15 protein-coding genes are annotated in these 17,140 nt (G+C 60.2%); 6 read left to right on the forward strand and 9 right to left on the reverse strand.

Annotation, left to right across the window (positions count from 1 at the left end; genetic code table 11):
* Nucleotides 1–335 precede the first annotated feature (335 nt).
* The 5 genes from K1W69_RS16455 (at nucleotide 336) to K1W69_RS16475 (ending at nucleotide 3,973) form a co-directional block, all read left to right on the forward strand.
* Nucleotides 336–1,007: a 50S ribosomal protein L25/general stress protein Ctc gene (locus K1W69_RS16455; RefSeq protein WP_220229521.1), complete on the forward strand. Its 672-nt coding sequence runs from the start codon at nucleotides 336–338 to the stop codon at nucleotides 1,005–1,007.
* Nucleotides 1,008–1,184: 177 nt separating this feature from the next.
* Nucleotides 1,185–1,892, forward strand: a complete 708-nt coding sequence (pth, locus tag K1W69_RS16460) for an aminoacyl-tRNA hydrolase (protein WP_220229522.1) — start codon at nucleotides 1,185–1,187, stop codon at nucleotides 1,890–1,892.
* A gap of 7 nt (nucleotides 1,893–1,899) precedes the next feature.
* Complete coding sequence (ychF, locus tag K1W69_RS16465; RefSeq protein ID WP_220229523.1) at nucleotides 1,900–3,003, forward strand: redox-regulated ATPase YchF; 1,104 nt, start codon at nucleotides 1,900–1,902, stop codon at nucleotides 3,001–3,003.
* A gap of 14 nt (nucleotides 3,004–3,017) precedes the next feature.
* Nucleotides 3,018–3,497, forward strand: a complete 480-nt coding sequence (locus K1W69_RS16470; RefSeq protein WP_220229524.1) for a MaoC family dehydratase — start codon at nucleotides 3,018–3,020, stop codon at nucleotides 3,495–3,497.
* Nucleotides 3,494–3,973, forward strand: a complete 480-nt coding sequence (locus K1W69_RS16475; protein ID WP_220229525.1) for a MaoC family dehydratase — start codon at nucleotides 3,494–3,496, stop codon at nucleotides 3,971–3,973. Before K1W69_RS16470 ends, K1W69_RS16475 begins: the two co-directional genes overlap by 4 nt.
* Here K1W69_RS16475 and K1W69_RS16480 read toward each other — a convergent pair.
* The 7 genes from K1W69_RS16480 to K1W69_RS16510 all read right to left on the reverse strand — a co-directional run bounded on the left by K1W69_RS16480 (nucleotide 3,970) and on the right by K1W69_RS16510 (nucleotide 13,719).
* Nucleotides 3,970–4,515, reverse strand: coding sequence for an adenine phosphoribosyltransferase (locus tag K1W69_RS16480; RefSeq protein WP_220229526.1), 546 nt, complete (start codon nucleotides 4,513–4,515; stop codon nucleotides 3,970–3,972). The genes K1W69_RS16475 and K1W69_RS16480 overlap by 4 nt on opposite strands.
* 66 nt (nucleotides 4,516–4,581) lie before the next feature.
* Nucleotides 4,582–5,415, reverse strand: a complete 834-nt coding sequence (locus K1W69_RS16485; RefSeq protein ID WP_220229527.1) for a cytochrome c1 — start codon at nucleotides 5,413–5,415, stop codon at nucleotides 4,582–4,584.
* A gap of 26 nt (nucleotides 5,416–5,441) precedes the next feature.
* Complete coding sequence (locus K1W69_RS16490; RefSeq protein ID WP_220229528.1) at nucleotides 5,442–6,737, reverse strand: cytochrome b; 1,296 nt, start codon at nucleotides 6,735–6,737, stop codon at nucleotides 5,442–5,444.
* A gap of 14 nt (nucleotides 6,738–6,751) precedes the next feature.
* Nucleotides 6,752–7,318, reverse strand: a complete 567-nt coding sequence (gene petA, locus K1W69_RS16495; protein ID WP_220229529.1) for a ubiquinol-cytochrome c reductase iron-sulfur subunit — start codon at nucleotides 7,316–7,318, stop codon at nucleotides 6,752–6,754.
* A 191-nt stretch (nucleotides 7,319–7,509) separates the two neighbouring features.
* Complete coding sequence (locus tag K1W69_RS16500) at nucleotides 7,510–9,360, reverse strand: ABC transporter ATP-binding protein (RefSeq protein ID WP_220229997.1); 1,851 nt, start codon at nucleotides 9,358–9,360, stop codon at nucleotides 7,510–7,512.
* Nucleotides 9,361–9,374: 14 nt separating this feature from the next.
* Nucleotides 9,375–11,693: a mechanosensitive ion channel family protein gene (locus K1W69_RS27325; RefSeq protein ID WP_220229530.1), complete on the reverse strand. Its 2,319-nt coding sequence runs from the start codon at nucleotides 11,691–11,693 to the stop codon at nucleotides 9,375–9,377.
* A 166-nt stretch (nucleotides 11,694–11,859) separates the two neighbouring features.
* Entirely contained in the window at nucleotides 11,860–13,719 is a 1,860-nt protein-coding gene (locus tag K1W69_RS16510; RefSeq protein ID WP_220229531.1) for an ABC transporter ATP-binding protein, read from the reverse strand.
* A gap of 382 nt (nucleotides 13,720–14,101) precedes the next feature.
* Between K1W69_RS16510 and K1W69_RS16515 the strand changes: the two genes are divergently transcribed.
* Nucleotides 14,102–14,581 carry a tRNA (cytidine(34)-2'-O)-methyltransferase gene (locus K1W69_RS16515; protein ID WP_220229532.1) on the forward strand — a complete coding sequence of 160 codons (480 nt, stop codon included), beginning with the start codon at nucleotides 14,102–14,104 and terminating at the stop codon, nucleotides 14,579–14,581.
* A gap of 7 nt (nucleotides 14,582–14,588) precedes the next feature.
* Here K1W69_RS16515 and ilvD read toward each other — a convergent pair whose 3' ends face one another.
* Together ilvD and K1W69_RS16525 are read right to left on the reverse strand one after the other, a co-directional pair.
* Entirely contained in the window at nucleotides 14,589–16,433 is a 1,845-nt protein-coding gene (ilvD, locus tag K1W69_RS16520) for a dihydroxy-acid dehydratase (RefSeq protein ID WP_220229533.1), read from the reverse strand.
* A gap of 213 nt (nucleotides 16,434–16,646) precedes the next feature.
* A complete protein-coding gene (locus tag K1W69_RS16525; RefSeq protein ID WP_220229534.1) occupies nucleotides 16,647–16,907 on the reverse strand; it encodes a hypothetical protein in 261 nt (86 codons plus the stop codon).
* Between the last annotated feature and the right edge of the window lie 233 nt (nucleotides 16,908–17,140).

The following is a 17,140-nucleotide window of genomic DNA, read 5'->3' on the forward strand; positions in this document are numbered from 1 at the left end:
CTTCGAGGCGCGTCAACGCGGTCGTGGTCGACGACCTTCAGGTCGCGCCGGCTGTCCCCTTTCGACCGCTTCCCCCAAGACGCCGCCGATGACGCCAGTACATATGTCATGCGGTCGATTTGGCAATCCCCGGAGACGCCTGCAAACAGTCGATGCAACACAGCCTGTCGCGGCGGATTGGCTCTTGCGTCCCGGGACGGCCTCGGTTATACACCGCCGGTCCGTGCAGACACCCTTGGAGGCAACGCGGACGGGGCGCCAATGGCGCTCACAGTTTTCCGGCGGGTTTTGCCAATCCGGAAGGCTCTCCATATAGAACCTCGAAAGGAAATGCCATGAGCGACTCTTATGAGCTCAAGGCCGAGGCGCGCGAACGGGTAGGTAAGGGGTCCGCCCGAGAACTTCGCCGCAACGGTTATATTCCTGCTGTCATCTATGGTGACAAGCAACCTCCCCTGTCGATCGCCCTGCCCTACAAGGACGTGACGCTCAAAATTCACGGCGGCGGCTTTCTGACGACGCTCGCCACCATCGATGTCGACGGCAAGAAGATCCGCGTCCTCCCGAAGGACTATCAGCTGGATCCGGTCCGCGACTTCACCATGCATGTCGATTTCCTCCGGATTTCGAAGAACACGACTGTTACGGTGGAAGTCCCCGTTCATTTCATCAACGAAGAAACCTGCCCGGGCATCAAGCGCGGCGGCGTGCTCAACGTTGTTCGCCACGCGGTCGAAGTGACCTGCCCGGCCGACGCGATCCCGGACAACTTCATTGCCGATCTGGCGGAACTGGAACTCGGCGACGGCGTTCACATTTCGCAGATTTCCCTCCCTGACGACGTCAGCCCGACGATCACCGACCGCGACTTCACCATCGCGACGATCGCGACGCCGGCTGGCCTGAAGAGCGACGAGGACGCCGAAGCGGAAGAAGCTGAAGACGATGCAGAAGCAGAGGAAGCAGCGGAAGACGCAGAAGAAGGCGGCGAAGAGAGCGAAGACTAAGTCGCAGCCGTTTTCGAAAATCAGGCCCTGCATGTCTGCCGCAGTCGCAGAATTTCCATGCAGGGCCTTCAATTTCAGCGTGATGGAACTATGATCCGCCCACGCTCCGGCGACGCCGCAGAGGCAGCCGGTCAGAACGACGCACTCCGAATCCCGAACACAGGGGACATCTGAGCAATGCTGCTGATCGCAGGTCTTGGCAATCCCGGCAGTCGCTATGCGGATAATCGACACAATATCGGTTTCATGGCGGTCGATTCCATTGCCCGCCATCAATCCTTTTCCCCATGGACCAGGAAGTTCAAGAGCGAAATCGCCGAGGGCGCCCTTGGCGGTCAGAAGACGCTTCTGATCAAGCCGCAATCCTTCATGAACGTCTCGGGCGAGCCCATCGGCGAGACCATGCGGTTCTACAAACTGTCGACGGACGATCTCATTGTGATTTATGACGAACTCGATCTGGTGCCGGGAAAGGCGCGCATCAAGACCGGGGGCGGCCATGGCGGACACAATGGCATACGCTCGATCGCCGCGCACTGCGGCAATGATTTTACGCGTTTGCGGCTCGGCATCGGGCACCCCGGCGCCAGGGAACTGGTCAACAAACACGTTCTCGGCAACTTCGCCAAACAGGACCGTGAATGGCTCGACCCGCTACTCGAAGCCATCGGCGTGAACGCCGCGATGCTCGCCGGGGGCGAGCACTCCAGCTTTCTGAACAAGATTGCGCTCGCCGCAGGCGAAGCGGGCAAAAAAGCAGAAGCAGCAAAAAACAGCGGACAGTCCCACATCCATGCTGCGCGACGCGCAAAACCGGACATCAACAAGGCGTCGGGACCTATGGCGGGCATGCTGAAGAAACTGTTCGGCAACAAGGACGGATAATCGGAACATGGGTTTCAAATGCGGCATCGTGGGCCTTCCCAATGTAGGCAAATCCACACTGTTCAACGCGCTGACGAAGACGGCGGCGGCCCAGGCCGCCAATTATCCGTTCTGCACCATCGAACCCAATACGGGCGAAGTCGCCGTGCCGGATCCGCGGCTGACGAAAATCGCATCGATCGCACAGTCGAAGGAGATCGTTCCGACCCGCATTTCCTTTGTCGACATCGCCGGTCTCGTGCGCGGCGCCTCGAAGGGCGAAGGTCTGGGCAATCAGTTCCTCGCCAATATCCGCGAGGTGGACGCAATTGTCCATGTGCTTCGCTGTTTCGAGGATGACGACATCACCCATGTCGAGGGCCGGATCGATCCGGTCGCCGACGCCGATACGATCGAGACGGAGCTCATGCTTGCGGATCTCGAAAGTCTCGAGCGGCGGGTGGAGCAGACGCGCAAGCGCGCAACCGGCAAGGACAAGGAATCGATCCTTATCCTGCCGATGATGGAAAAGGCGCTGTCCCAGCTGCAGAACGGCAAGCCCGTGCGCGTCATGACGCCGGACCTCGCCGCCGAAGACATGCGGCTTCTGAATATCCTCAATCTACTGACCTCCAAGCCGGTCCTCTATGTCTGCAATGTCGCCGAAGCCGACGCCGCCTCCGGCAACGCGCAGACAGAGGCTGTGGCGGCAATGGCCGAAGCGCAAGGCGCGCAGCACGTCGTCATTTCCGCGGAAATCGAGGCGCAGGTCGCGCAGCTCGATGCGGAGGAAGCCGCTGAATATCTGGGCGAACTTGGCCTCGAAGAACCCGGTCTCGACAAATTGATCCGGGCGGGATACGCGCTGCTCGATCTCATCACCTATTTCACCGCAGGTCCGAAAGAAACCCGGGCCTGGACGGTGCGCCGCGGCTCGAAAGCGCCGCGCGCCGCCGGCGTCATTCACACAGACTTCGAACGGGGTTTTATCCGGGCGCAGACCATCGCCTATGACGATTTCGTAGCGCTTGGCGGCGAAGTCGCCGCCCGCGAGGCGGGCAAGGCCCGCGACGAAGGCAAGGAATACGTCGTACAGGACGGCGACATCATGCTCTTCAAGTTCAACACGTAACGGCGGCCTCTACCATGAACACGGCGTCGGACAATCCAAAACTCTGTTACGAGGATTTCACGCCTGGACGGGCATTCGCCCTCGGGCCGCTAACAGTAGACGCGGAGGAAATCGTCGAATTCGCCGCCGAGTTCGACCCGCAACCCATGCATCTGGATGAAGCAGCGGGAAGAGAGAGCCTGCTTGGCGGCCTTGCGGCTTCAGGCTGGCAGACCTGCGGCCTGATCATGCGCATGATGGCGCAATCCTATATCCTCAATTCCACGGCCCAGGGCGCGCCGAAGGTTGATTATGTCCGATGGAAGCGGCCTGTGCTGGCCGGAGACGTATTGAGCGGCGTCTCGCGCGTGCTGTCCGCAAGACCTTTGAAATCACGTCCGGGTCTGGGAATTGTCCAGTTCGAGCAGGAGATCCACAACCAGCGCGGTGAGCTTGTGTGCGAGTGCTCCAATCCTACATTCTTCGCCATGCGCGATAAAAGCGACCGACAATGAACGGTCTCGACGCATTCATAATCGGCGAGAAGCTCGACTACGGAACCCACACGTTCACGCCGGAGGAGATTATCCGGTTCGCTCGCAAATATGATCCGCAGCCATTCCATCTCGACGCAGAAGCCGCCCGCGATTCCATGTTCGGCGCGCTGTGCGCGTCAGGCTGGCATACGGCTTCGGTCTGGATGAAGCTGGCCGTCGATTATCGCCCGATCTGGTTCCAGTCGCTGCGCGAAAGAGGATTGCCGGTTCCGTATTTCGGGCCGTCGCCGGGCATTTTCGATGTTGTATGGACAAAGCCCGTCTATGCCGGCGACACGATCCATTACCACAGCGAATGCATCGACAAGCGCCCGCGCAAGACCGATCCCGAATGGGGAATCGTGATCACCCGCGCCAGCGGCTTCAACGAGGCCGGCGATCAGGTCGTTTCCTTCGACAATGCGGTGCTGATCAGAAAACAGCCGAGCGACTAATCGCCCTCGTAGGAGACCAGTGTGCGCACGGTCACGTCCATCCCCTCGAGCTTCGCGCGGCCGCCGAGATCCGGCAGATCGATCACGAAACAGGCAGCGACCACTTCTGCGCCCATCTGCCGAAGCAGCTTGATGGCGGCCTCCGCCGTGCCGCCAGTGGCGAGCAGATCGTCCACGAGGATGACGGTCTGGCCGGGCTTGACCGCATCCTCGTGCATCTCCATCTCGTCGATGCCGTATTCGAGACTGTAGGCGATCCGCACCGTGTGATGCGGCAGCTTGCCCTTCTTGCGAATTGGCACGAAGCCGGCCGACAGCTGATGCGCAACGGCTCCGCCGAGAATGAAACCGCGGGCTTCGATACCGGCGACCTGCTCCACCTTCGTCCCCGCGTAGGGGTGAACGAGTTCATCGACGGCGCGGCGGAATGCGCGGGCGTTGCCCAGAAGCGTCGTAATGTCGCGAAACTGGACGCCGGGTTTCGGATAGTCCGGGATCGTGCGGATGGACCCCAGAAGAGTTTCCTCGAGAGACGAATGCATCGGAGTTCCTCGCAGACAAACGAAAGGCGGCCGATGGCCGCCTCTGCAAATAAAGGCCTTCCGGCGTTAATGGTCAACCCGTGACCACACCGCCTTCTTGGTCAGATAGAGTAGACCGGAAAAGATGAGCAGGAAGATGATGACCTTGAAACCGAGTGATTTGCGCTCGGTCAGGTGGGGCTCGGCCGTCCACATGAGGAATGCGGAGACGTCCTTGGCGTATTGCTGAACAGTTTCCGGCGTCCCGTCGTCATAGGTCACGATGCCGTCGGTGAGCGGCGGGGCCATGGCCAGCGCATTGCCGGCCAGGAAATACGGATTGTAGTAGGTGCCCTCGGTGACCTGTACGTCGTGCGGCGCTTCTTCATATCCCGTCAGCAGAGCAGCAATGTAATCAGGACCACCCTCGGCGTACATCGTGAAGATGTCGAACACGAAACGCGGGAAGCCGCGGTGGGCTGCGCGCGCCTTCGCCATTAGCGAGAGGTCGGGTGGAGCGGCGCCGCCATTGGCGAAAGCGGCGGCCTCGGCGTTCGGATAGGGCGACGGAAAGTAGTCGGCCGGAATGCCGGGACGATCGAACATGTCGCCTGCATCGTCGGGGCCGCCCTCGATCGTATACTCGGCGGCGAAGGACTTGACCTGCGCCTCGGAATAACCGAGCGCTTCGAGGTTGCGGAAGGCGATGTATTTCAGCGAGTGACACGCTGAGCAGACATTGGTGTAAACCTTCAGCCCGCGCTGCAACTGCTGCAGGTCGTAAGTGCCGAACGGACCGGCAAAGGACCATTTCAGCTGATGCGGCTCTTTCGAATGGGTGTCCCCTGCAGCCGAGGCGGCTGAAAGACCAATGCCCGTCGCCAGCAGCGCAGACAGCAAAGTTGTGACGAGTTTTTTCATTGGAAGATTATCCTTCATCACTCTGTCTAGCCACGATTTTCCGGCGCTGCGGGAGCGCCTTCCGGGCTGCCGCCGCCATGTTTCGCCAACACCGCTTCAGTGATCGAGTTCGGAACCGGTCTCGGTTTCTCAAACAGGCCGAGCAATGGCAGGATGATAATGAAAAAGGCGAAATAATAGGCGGTGCCGGCCTGGGCCATGGCGGTGTAGACGCCCTCGGCGGGCTGTGATCCGAGCCATCCCAGGAATATCGCATTCGCCACGAACAGCCAGAAGAACAGCTTGTACCACGGACGGTAGACGGCGGAGCGCACCTTGGACGTGTCGAGCCAGGGCATGAAGAACAGGATCAGGATCGATCCGAACATCACCAGGACGCCGCCGAGCTTGGAGTCGATCGGTCCGACGTTGAAGGTGATCGCGCGAAGCATGGCGTAGAACGGCAGGTAGTACCATTCGGGCACGATATGCGCCGGCGTCTTCAGCGGATTGGCTTCGATGTAGTTGTCCGGATGGCCGAGATAGTTCGGCAGGTAAAAGATGAAGTATGCGAAGATCAGCAGGAACACCACCGTCGCGAAACCGTCCTTGATCGTCGCATAGGGCGTGAACGGCACCGTATCGGTCTTCGATTTCACCTCGACGCCGGTCGGATTGGTCTGTCCCGTCACGTGCAGAGCCCACACATGCAGGATCACGACGCCGGCGATCATGAAAGGCAGCAGATAGTGCAGCGAGAAGAAGCGGTTCAGCGTCGGATTGTCTACCGCGAAACCGCCAAGCAGGAGTTGCTGGATCGGTTCGCCCACGAGCGGGAACGCCGTGAAGAAGTTGGTGATCACGGTCGCGCCCCAGAAGGACATCTGTCCCCAGGGAAGCACGTAACCCATGAAGCCGGTGGCCATCATCAGCAGGTAGATGATCACGCCGAGGATCCACAAAATTTCCCGCGGCGCCTTGTAGGAGCCGTAATACATGCCCCGGAAGATGTGGATGTAGACCGCGATGAAGAAGAACGAGGCCCCGTTTGCGTGCATGTAGCGCAGAAGCGAGCCGGAATTCACGTCGCGCATGATCAATTCGACCGAATCGAACGCCTGGGACGTCGAAGACACGTAATGCATCGCAAGCACGATGCCCGTCAGAATCTGCGAAACGAGCATGACCGAAAGGATCGCGCCAAACGTATAGGCGTAGTTCAGATTGCGCGGCGTCGGATAGGCGACGAAGGAGTCATAGACCAGGCGCGGCAGAGGCAGGCGAGAGTCGACCCACTTGCTGACGCCGGTTTTCGGCTCATAGGTTGAATGTCCACCACTCATCGGTAATTCCCCTGCTAGCCGATCTTGATTCGCGTATCGGTCAGAAATTCGTATGGCGGAATGTGCAGGTTCTCCGGCGCCGGTCCCTTGCGGATACGGCCAGCCGTATCATAGTGCGAACCGTGGCACGGGCAGAACCATCCGCCAAAATCCCCCGACTGACCGAGCGGCACGCAACCCAGATGGGTGCAAGAGCCGATCATGACGATCCAGTTCTCGCGATCCTCGCCGGCGGACCGGTCGACGTCGAGAGCCGGCGCGTCAGGCGCCAGATTTTCATTGCGCGCAGACGGGTCCGGCAGATCGTCGAGCGGAACGGCGTCCGCTTCGGCGATTTCCTCATCCGTTCGATTTCGGATGAACACCGGCTTACCGCGCCATTTCACCGTTATCGACATGCCCCGTTCAAGACCGGAAACATCGACCTCGATGGTCGACAACGCCAGCGTAGTCGCATCCGGGCGCATCTGGTCGATGAAAGGCCAGGCCACCGAAGCAGCGCCCACGACGCCCGCCATGGCGGTCGTCAGATACAGAAAATCGCGACGGGTCGGTTCGCCTGTCAGTTCGTGTTCACTCACGGTTTCAGCCTTCCTCTGCGCATGCTCGTCCGTGGCTGCTGGAATATACGGTCACATGTCGTCCCCACGACCGCGCCCGAATACCCGCAATCGGCCGGTTTCTAGGATGCTTCTTAGAATATGTCCAGTCTACAACATGGGACAGAGGCACAATGCCGCAAGTTTTTCCGCGATTTGCGGCTTGACCCCCTTTAGTTGTTGATAAATCCACCCGATTGTCTCTCCCACAGCCTGGCGTAGAGACCGTTCCGGGCAATCAATTCGGCGTGCGAGCCATCCTCGATAATCCGGCCCTTGTCCATCACGACAAGGCGGTCCATTTTCGCGATCGTCGAAAGCCGGTGCGCGATGGCGATGACTGTCTTGCCTTCCATCAGAGCGGCCAGATTTTCCTGTATTGCGGCCTCGATTTCGGAATCCAAAGCCGATGTCGCCTCGTCCAGCACAAGGATCGGCGCATCCTTCAGCATGACGCGGGCGATGGCGATCCTTTGCCGTTGCCCGCCGGACAGCTTGACGCCGCGCTCGCCGACATGCGCGTCCATGCTCGTGCGGCCGCGCTGGTCGCGCAATTCGCCGATGAATCGCCACGCATGGGCCTTGCGGGCCGCTTCCTCCAGCTCCGCTTCGCCGGCGCCCGGCCGCCCCAGCGCGATATTGTCGCGAATCGACCGGTGCAGCAGCGAGGTGTCCTGGGTGACCACCGAAATGAGCGACCGCAGGGAATGCTGGGTGACGCCGGCAATGTCCTGGCCATCGATGACGATACGTCCCGAATCAAGATCGAAGAATCTTAAGAGCAGGTTGACGAGCGTCGATTTGCCAGCGCCGGACGGCCCGACGAGACCGACCTTCTGTCCGGGTTCGACGCGGAGGGTGATCCCGTCGAGCACCGTCTTGCTCTCTTCGTATCGAAATTGCACGTTCTCGAACTGGATCCGGCAATCGGAGACCACAAGTTCCGTGGCGTCGTCGCCGTCCGTCAGCGTCACCGGCCGCGCGACCAGCTCCATCGAATTCTGGATCACGCCGTAGTTGCGCATCAGAATATTCAGCTGGTTCATCATCCGGCCGAGCAACAGGCTCAGTCTCAACACGATTGCCATCGTCGCCGCGACCGATCCGACGGTGATCTCGCCTGCAAGCAGAAGCCCGACGGCGATCGCCGCCATGGCGATCGTCATGACGCTGGAAAGAATGGCGAGGGAGACGCGCACCCCGGTCAGATTGCGGGTGAAGGATTTCAGAACTGAGATGAAGCCATCGAACGAGCCGCGCAGATTGCGCTCGACCTCGTCGTCGCGACCGAACAGTTTCAGCGTCTGTATGTTGGAATAACTGTCCACCAGGCGGCCGCTGACTGTCGAGGCGGCTTCCGCGGCGTCCCTGGAATTTCGCCGTATGCGCGGCACGAAAAAACGGGCGACGACAATGAAGCCCGCCACCCACGCCAGGACAGGAACAGCCAGGCGCCAGTCAAGATCGGCCATCATGATCAGCGTCGCGATGACATAGATCACGATGAACCAGGCCACCTGCAGCATGGAGATCATGAAATCGCCGATGGCCTGGCCCGATTGCCACACCTTCGTCGCCACCCGTCCCGCGAATTCGTTTTGAAAAAAGGAGAGGCTCTGGCGCCCGACATGCGAAGCCGCCTGCCATCGCACGAGTGAAAAGAAACCCGGAACGACGGCCTGTTCCTCGATCAGCGAGGAAAAGGTGACGACGATGAACCGTCCGACCAGAACGACCAGGGCCATGAACAGAAGTTCGCCGCCATGCTCGGCCAGAAGCCCGTCCCAGCCTGACGCGGCGTCGAATCCTTCGAGCATGTCGACAAGCCGGCCGACGAAATAGAACAGGGCGATCTCCATGAGAGCGACCGCGCCGCCAAGCGCAAGCATGGCCGCAAACGGCCACTTCTCCTGACGCACGTAATGCCATATGAAAGCGACCGCGCCCGGCGGCGGCGCGCCGGTTTCGCGGGCGGCATACGGATCGATCCAGCGTTCGAAATAGCCAAGGATCGTGTCGAGAATACGCACTATGCGCGTTAGGCCTCGGACGCCTTGGCCTCAGCCATCTGCTTGACGGCCTTGCCGGCGGCTGCCGCAATAGCCGAATCGGATGCATCATCCGCATCCACGGCGCCAGGCATATTGACCCGCACTTCCGGCCTTGCAAATTCGATCCCGTTCTCGGCAAAGGCCTTCTGCACCTTGGCGTAGACGTCCTTGCGGATCACCCATTGCTTGCCGGGCTTGGCCATGAACTTGCCGCGCACCACCATACCCACATCGTTGACGTCGGAGACGCCCTGGGACTTGAAGGTCTGGATGATGTCGTCGGCGTAGGGCGCCTCGAGCATTTCCTTGCCGATCTGCTTGAAGATCTTCTTCACCTTGTTTGCGTCGGTGTCGAAAGGCACGGTGAATTTCACTTTCATGATCACCCAGTCGCGCGAATTGTTGGTGATCTTCGGAATCTCTCCGTAGGGAACCGTGTGGACCGGACCGGAAGGATGACGCAACTGCAGCGACCGGATCGAAATCTTCTCCACTGTGCCCATCGTGCCGTTGATGTCCAGGAACTCGCCAACACGGAAAGCGTCGTCCATCAGGAAGAACACGCCCGAAACGATATCCTTCACCAGCGTCTGGGCGCCGAAGCCGATGGCCAGACCCAGAATACCGGCGCCGGCCAGAAGCGGCGCGATGTTCACGCCAAAGCTGCTGAGCGCGATCAGCACCGTGATGGTTATGATTGTGATCTGGATCGCCATCTTGGCGAGCGGCAGGACGGTCGACAGTCTCGACCCGCCTGCCCCGCCGCCTTCTCCTCCAGCCTCTTCGGGGGCGCCGCTGATCGCGGTGTTTTCATCGGCAAGCTTGCGATTGATCCACAATGACGCCACTTCCCAGGCGAGATAGCCCGCAATCAGTATGAACAGGGCCTCGAAGAAGGACGACGCTATGCGCGCGCCCAGTCCGGCTGTAGCCAGCGTGCCAAGCTGAATATCCCAGATCCTGATCAGCAGGACGACGACAATGCCGAACACGACCGTGCGTCCGATGCGGATGTAGCTGCGCTTGGTCGAATGATACGCCGCTTCTGCCACAGCGCCCTCGCCGCGCATCGGCGGCACGAGATGATGCACCAGCGCTCGGATTGTCGTGTTCAGCGCCGGCGCGATAAGCAGCAGCGCAAGCGTCAGATAATGCTGTCCCTTGTCGATAAGGTCGAGCCTGCCGTTGATCGCCACGAACTGCACGGTCAACCATGTCAGAGCTATAAGCGCTATGGCGACCCAGGGAAATGCGCGGGCGGTCATGACTTCAGAGCCCGTCACGTCCTCGGTGTCGCCGAGAAGCATTTTCGTCAATCCATGGCGCGCCTTGTAGGTCATGACGCCGAGCCAGACGAACACGCCCAGATTGATCCAGAACACAAAGGCGTTGCCGAGAGCAAATTGTCCGTTCGTCATCAGGAATTCGACCAGGAAGATATTGAATCCGGCCAGTATGACGACGCCGAGGGCGTTATAGTAGATGAACTTTGCAGTCCAGTCATCGGCGTAGACCAACCGCATATCCGGGCGGCCGGGCGCAAGAACGAATCGCGCCAGGGCGGCGACCAACCGCGGAACGACGATGAGATACAGCATGAAGGCGTGCACAACCTGCCGATCCTGATCGGCGATGAACTGCATGATGACGATGCGGCCGACAATGAAAAACGCCAGCAATCCGGCCATGTCGACAACCAGCCGTTTGCCAAGAAATTCAAGGGTCTGGCGCAGGTTCTCCGGCGCGTGTTGATGTTCGTACTGCCGACGCCATTTCGACGCGAGCCGATCCACGATGAATTCGGCGACGAGGCCTGCGGCGATTGCGCCGACGACGAGCAGGATCAACTGGAAGAAGCCCGCGCCGCCACGATCCTCTACGAATTTGCTGATCGCCTTGCCGAGACCGACGACCGAGGCCGGTATCCTGACAACGGAATTTATCAGGTTGTGACCCAGCTTTCCAAACGAGTCGTAAAGCACGATCGCGCTGTTTTGTTCCGGCGCCTTGTTCTTTTCCGCGTCCTCCGCCGCAACCGCGTCGAGACGTTGCAACAGTAACTGCCGCACCTGCTCGTCATCCATCTGGGATACGATTTCGCGAACCATTGCCGGCGTCAGGTTCTCGGGCAGCGTCACCGGCTTCGTTTCAGACGATTTCTCCGCCGACGCAGCCTTGGCCACGCCCACCATCGACTGCGCCTGGACCGGTCCGCACAAAACGGACATCAGCAGCGCCAATCCGAGAAAACAGGCTCCAAGCCGCTGCAGACCAAAGTACAGGCGCACAATTCCAGCAGAACGCACGATCACCATCCCAGTATATCCCCTCTTCGCGGCCGATGTGTCAGAGCCGCTCACAGATCAGAATTGATCTTTCGGGGCCTGACTATCACAAGATTGTCGATACAACCAGTTGACAACAAACCGCAGACGGAATTCGCAATTCCCGACCGAAGATGCTGCCGAAAGTCTACTCGGCGGCCGCCGTGTCGGCGTCGAGCTTGTCCGAATTGATGAAGCCGCCGGACTGTCGCGCCCAGAGATCCGCATAAAGCCCCTTCTCGGAGATGAGTTGCTCATGCGTGCCGGTCTGAACGATCTCGCCAGCATCCAGAACAATCAGCCTGTCCATCTGCGCGATGGTCGAAAGCCGGTGGGCGATTGCAATCACCGTCTTGCCCTCCATCAGGGCGAACAGGTTCTCCTGGATGGCCGCCTCAACTTCCGAATCGAGCGCCGAGGTTGCTTCGTCCAGGACCAGGATCGGCGCGTCCTTGAGGAAAACGCGCGCGATGGCGATGCGCTGCCTCTGGCCGCCCGACAGTTTGACGCCGCGCTCGCCCACATGGGCCTCGAGCCCTTTTCGACCCTTCATGTCTTCCAGATCCTGGATAAAGTCCCAGGCGTTGGCCTGTTTCGCCGCATGGAGGATATCGGCTTCCGTTGCGTCGGGTTTTCCGTATGCGATATTGTCCCGGATCGACCGATGCAACAGCGAGGTGTCCTGCGTGACGACGCCGATCTGACCCCGCAGGCTGTCCTGGGTCACCGCCGAGACATCCTGTCCGTCGATGTAGATCCGACCGCCCTCCAGGTCATAGAAGCGAAGCAGCAGGTTGGTCAGCGTCGTCTTGCCGGCGCCTGAGGGGCCGACGAGCCCAATCTTCTCGCCCGGCGCGATCGAGAGGGACAGATCGTCGATCACCCCGCCTTCCTTGCCGTAGTGAAAGCGGATGTTCTCGAAGGAGATCTTGCCCTTCTGCGGCGCCAGATGCACTTTTGGATCGGCGTCGACGATCTGGTGCGGCTTCGACATCATCGACATGCCGTCGATTACGACCCCGAGATTTTCGAAAAACGCCGCCACTTCCCACATGATCCACTGGGACATGTTGTTGAGGCGCAGCGCCAGGCCGATCGCGACCGCGATCGCCCCGACCGAGATCACCTCGCCCAGCCACAGATAGATTGAAAGGAAGCCCACCAGGAAGATCAGCACTGCATTGTTGAAATAGACGACCGCCTGGAACCAGGTCACCATCCGCATCTGCCGGTAGACGGTGTCCAGGAACTCGTCCATTGCCGAGCGCGCATAACTTTCCTCGCGCCGCGCATGCGAAAACAGCTTGACGGTCGCGATGTTGGTGTAGCTGTCGACGATACGGCCCGTCATCATCGAGCGCGAATCGGCCTGCTGCCGCGCCAGTTCCTTCATCCACGGAACGAACGTGTAGATCAGCGTGCCGTAGACGACAGCCCACAGAAGCAGCGGCATGGCGAGCCGCCAGTCGGCGGAGGCGACAAGCACCACGGTCGTGGTGAAATAAACGCAGATATAGACGAAGACATCGAGCATCTTCATCACGGATTCGCGCACCGCCAGCGATGTCTGCATCACCCGGGTGGCGACGCGGCCCGCAAATTCATCGGCGAAGAAGGACAGGCTTTGACGCAGAAGGTAGCGATGCATCTGCCAGCGGGCGATCATCGGGTAATTGCCGAGCAGCGTCTGGTGGATGACCAGCGAATGCAGCAGCACCACGCCGGGCAGCCCGATGAGCACGAAAACGGCCATGAAGGCGAGCCGCCATCCTTCCCGCTGCAAAAAGCCTTCGCGGCCGGCCTCGGAGAGCCAGTTCACGATATCGCCAAGAAAACCGAACAGATAGACCTCGCCGATCGCGATGAGCATCGTCAGGATCGACATCGCCACAAGCCACGGCATGGCGTCGCGCGAATAATGCCAGCAAAATGCGAGCAGACCCGTCGGTGGACGCACCGCCTCCTGCTCTGGATAGGGTTTCAAACGTCTTTCGAACCACTGGAACATGGCCTTGGACTCCGTATGCGATCTGACGGTGATGAGGCGGAACGCCAAACCGGCAACGACTGGATCGGTCTTGCCTCGTCAAGATGGAACTGTTGAGTGTACAATCAATGATCGCGCTCGGATGGCGCAGATCGTTCGCAAATGGCCAATATCGCGAAAACGGGCGTCCGCCTGTTGCGATAGATTTGGCCGGGTTTTTAAATCATCATCGTCGTAACCGCCGCGAAACAAAAGGCCCGCGCCGCAGCGCAAGCAATCGTCCCGCATTGTCTGGAACATTGGAGCGACTTTTTACCGCGATTCCGTCTTGCAATCCACCGTAGCAGCGATGAAATCATTTGATGGGTCTGTTCAACATTCCTAATTGTTGTATTTCGGCATCATGACGCCACCTGAAACCGATCTGCGCATAGCTCTCTTCCAGCCGGACATTCCGGGCAATACAGGCGCGATTTTGCGGCTGGCCGCATGCCTGGGCCTGAGCGTCGACATCATCGAGCCCGCAGGCTTTGACCTGTCCGATCGCGCGCTGAAACGCGCCGGCATGGACTATGTGGAACAGGCCTCGCTTCACCGCCATCTCAACTGGCCGTCATTTCAGGAATGGGCGGCGGCGGAACAGCGACGTCTCGTCCTCGCCTCCACCCGCGCGCCGACCGCCTATACCCAGTTCTCCTTCCAGCCACGTGATATTCTGCTGTTCGGTCGCGAAAGCGTCGGCGCGCCTGACCATGTGCACGCGGCCGCAAACGCGCGGATCCTTATCCCGATGGCCGAGGGCCGGCGTTCGTTGAATCTTGCGCTCAGCGTCGCCATGATCGCCGGAGAGGCGATCAGGCAGGGTCAATTGTCCGCGTCTTGAGGCGGCTTCAGTCGATTTCGCGCACCGCGCCCTTGGAGGCTGACGTCGTCAAAGCCGCATAGGCGCGCAGCGCCTTGCTGACCTTGCGCGTGCGCTTTTCCGTCGGCTTCCAGGCTTCGGCGCCTTTCGCCTCCATAGCCGCGCGGCGCTTCGCGAGTTCCTCGTCGGAGACGTCGACCCGGATGATCCGGTTCGGAATGTCGATGACGATCGTGTCGCCCTCCTCGACAAGTCCGATCACGCCGCCCTCGGCTGCTTCCGGAGAAACGTGGCCGATCGACAGGCCGGAGGTTCCGCCGGAGAAACGTCCGTCGGTCACGAGCGCGCACGCCTTGCCCAGCCCCTTCGACTTCAGGTAGCTGGTCGGGTAGAGCATTTCCTGCATGCCCGGTCCCCCGCGCGGCCCTTCATAGCGGATCAGCACCACGTCGCCTTCGTGGATCTTGCCGGTCAGGATCGCCGAGACGGCGCTGTCCTGGCTTTCGCAGATTCGCGCTGGCCCCGAGAACTTCAGAATGCTTTCGTCGACGCCGGCCGTCTTCACCACGCAGCCGTCTTCGGCGATATTGCCGTAAAGCACCGCAAGCCCGCCATCCTGGCTGTAGGCGTGGTCGCGGCTGCGGATGACGCCCTTCTGCCGGTCGAGATCCAGTTCGTCCCAGCGTTTCGACTGCGAAAAGGCGACCTGCGTCGGCACGCCGCCGGGCGCCGCCCGGAAGAACTGATGGACGCTTTCGGAGTTGGTCTGGGCGACGTCCCAGCGGGCAAGCCCTTCCTTCAGGCTGGCCGAATGCACGGTCGGCAGGTCCGACTTGAGCAGTCCGGCGCGATCGAGTTCGCCGAGAATGCCGAAAATGCCGCCGGCGCGATGCACGTCCTCCATGTGGATGTTCTCGACGGCGGGCGCGACCTTGCAAAGCACCGGCACCTGGCGCGACAGCCGGTCGATGTCGTCCATCGTAAAGCCGACTTCGCCCTCGTGCGAGGCCGCCAGCAGATGCAGCACCGTGTTCGTCGATCCGCCCATGGAGATATCCAGCGTCATGGCGTTCTCGAAAGCCCCGAAACTTGCGATATTGCGCGGCAGGGCGCTCTCGTCGTCCTGTTCGTAATAGCGCTTCGCTAGATCGACGATCAGGTGGCCGGCCTCGACAAACAGTCTTTCCCGGTCGGAATGGGTGGCGAGCGTCGAGCCGTTGCCGGGCAGCGCCAGGCCCAGCGCTTCGGTCAGGCAGTTCATCGAATTGGCGGTGAACATGCCGGAGCACGATCCGCAAGTCGGGCAAGCCGACCGTTCGATCTGGTCGACGAAGGAATCGGAGACGCGGTCGTCGGCGGCCGCGACCATTGCGTCGACCAGATCGACGGCTTTTTCCTTGCCGTCCTCCATCACCACCTTGCCGGCCTCCATCGGTCCGCCTGAGACGAATACGACAGGAATGTTCAGGCGCATCGCGGCGTTCAGCATGCCGGGCGTAATCTTGTCGCAATTCGAGATGCAGACGAGCGCGTCGGCGCAATGTCCATTGACCATGTATTCCACAGCGTCCGCGATCACCTCGCGCGAAGGCAGCGAATAGAGCATGCCGTCATGGCCCATGGCGATGCCGTCATCGACGGCGATCGTGTTGAATTCCTTGGCGACGCCGCCGGCGCGCTCCACTTCGCGCGCCACCAGCTGGCCAAGATCCTTCAGATGCACATGACCGGGCACGAACTGGGTGAAAGAATTGGCGATCGCAATAATCGGCTTGCCGAAATCGTTGTCTTTCATCCCCGTTGCGCGCCAAAGGCCGCGGGCGCCGGCCATGTTGCGGCCGTGGGTGGAGGTTCTGGAACGATACTGGGGCATGCAGGTAATTCCTTGGTTGTTTTCATGCAGCTCGCATCGCGGATTTGCGGTTCCCGCCAGCGTCGCAAACGCCCTTTACGGGGCCTTTTCAGACGCCAACCACACGAGGCGCTCTTGACCGGTTTGAGGCAAAATGATCGCGCCTCGGTTTCGGGTTATTAGCAGGTCGCAGAAAAACGCCCGAATTTCAAGGGCGGAGGAATAACAGGCGCGTCAATCGGCCGTCGGCAATCTTCGCATCGTGAATTCGATTTCGTCATCCGGAAGCTGGCGCCAGCTTTCCACTTCCGTCCAGTAGGCGGCTTTCGGCCAGGCGTGAAACCACTCGCGCGCCTTGGCCCTGGCCAGGTTTCGGGGAAGTCGAAATGTTTCACGAATAAACGGATCGCCTTTTCCGCGATCGCCATTCTCGCGGCTCTTCCGGATTCGTTTCCGCAACCCGTCCATGGGCGGAACTGGAGGCAATCGGACCATGTTACTTGACCTCGCGAAGCCGCAGGATAAAGCAAAACGACCGGATACGAAACGTCTTTGTGTCGAATTCCGGGATCGCCCGCGCCAAGCGAATTGCAACGGGTTCGGTAGTATAGTTTCGGATTTTTGCAGTGTATTGAATGCGGTATACGCATTTTGATTCAATTTTCACAGTCAGCCTCTATGGCATGTGCGCAGACTTGATATAAAAGAGTCGCGATGAAAATGGGGGC

The organism is Flavimaribacter sediminis (assembly GCF_019492055.1).
Lineage (GTDB): Bacteria > Pseudomonadota > Alphaproteobacteria > Rhizobiales > Rhizobiaceae > Flavimaribacter > Flavimaribacter sediminis.

Excerpts from the sequence above, each read along its gene's own strand:
- K1W69_RS16475 (WP_220229525.1), top strand. The coding sequence starts at position 3,494 with ATGAACGGTCTCGACGCATTCATAATCGGCGAGAAGCTCGACTACGGA.
- K1W69_RS16515 (WP_220229532.1), top strand. The coding sequence starts at position 14,102 with ATGACGCCACCTGAAACCGATCTGCGCATAGCTCTCTTCCAGCCGGAC.
- K1W69_RS16510 (WP_220229531.1), bottom strand. The coding sequence starts at position 13,719 with ATGTTCCAGTGGTTCGAAAGACGTTTGAAACCCTATCCAGAGCAGGAG.
- K1W69_RS16470 (WP_220229524.1), top strand. The coding sequence starts at position 3,018 with ATGAACACGGCGTCGGACAATCCAAAACTCTGTTACGAGGATTTCACG.
- K1W69_RS16525 (WP_220229534.1), bottom strand. The coding sequence starts at position 16,907 with ATGGTCCGATTGCCTCCAGTTCCGCCCATGGACGGGTTGCGGAAACGA.
- ilvD (WP_220229533.1), bottom strand. The coding sequence starts at position 16,433 with ATGCCCCAGTATCGTTCCAGAACCTCCACCCACGGCCGCAACATGGCC.
- pth (WP_220229522.1), top strand. The coding sequence starts at position 1,185 with ATGCTGCTGATCGCAGGTCTTGGCAATCCCGGCAGTCGCTATGCGGAT.
- K1W69_RS16480 (WP_220229526.1), bottom strand. The coding sequence starts at position 4,515 with ATGCATTCGTCTCTCGAGGAAACTCTTCTGGGGTCCATCCGCACGATC.
- K1W69_RS16455 (WP_220229521.1), top strand. The coding sequence starts at position 336 with ATGAGCGACTCTTATGAGCTCAAGGCCGAGGCGCGCGAACGGGTAGGT.
- K1W69_RS16485 (WP_220229527.1), bottom strand. The coding sequence starts at position 5,415 with ATGAAAAAACTCGTCACAACTTTGCTGTCTGCGCTGCTGGCGACGGGC.
- ychF (WP_220229523.1), top strand. The coding sequence starts at position 1,900 with ATGGGTTTCAAATGCGGCATCGTGGGCCTTCCCAATGTAGGCAAATCC.
- K1W69_RS16490 (WP_220229528.1), bottom strand. The coding sequence starts at position 6,737 with ATGAGTGGTGGACATTCAACCTATGAGCCGAAAACCGGCGTCAGCAAG.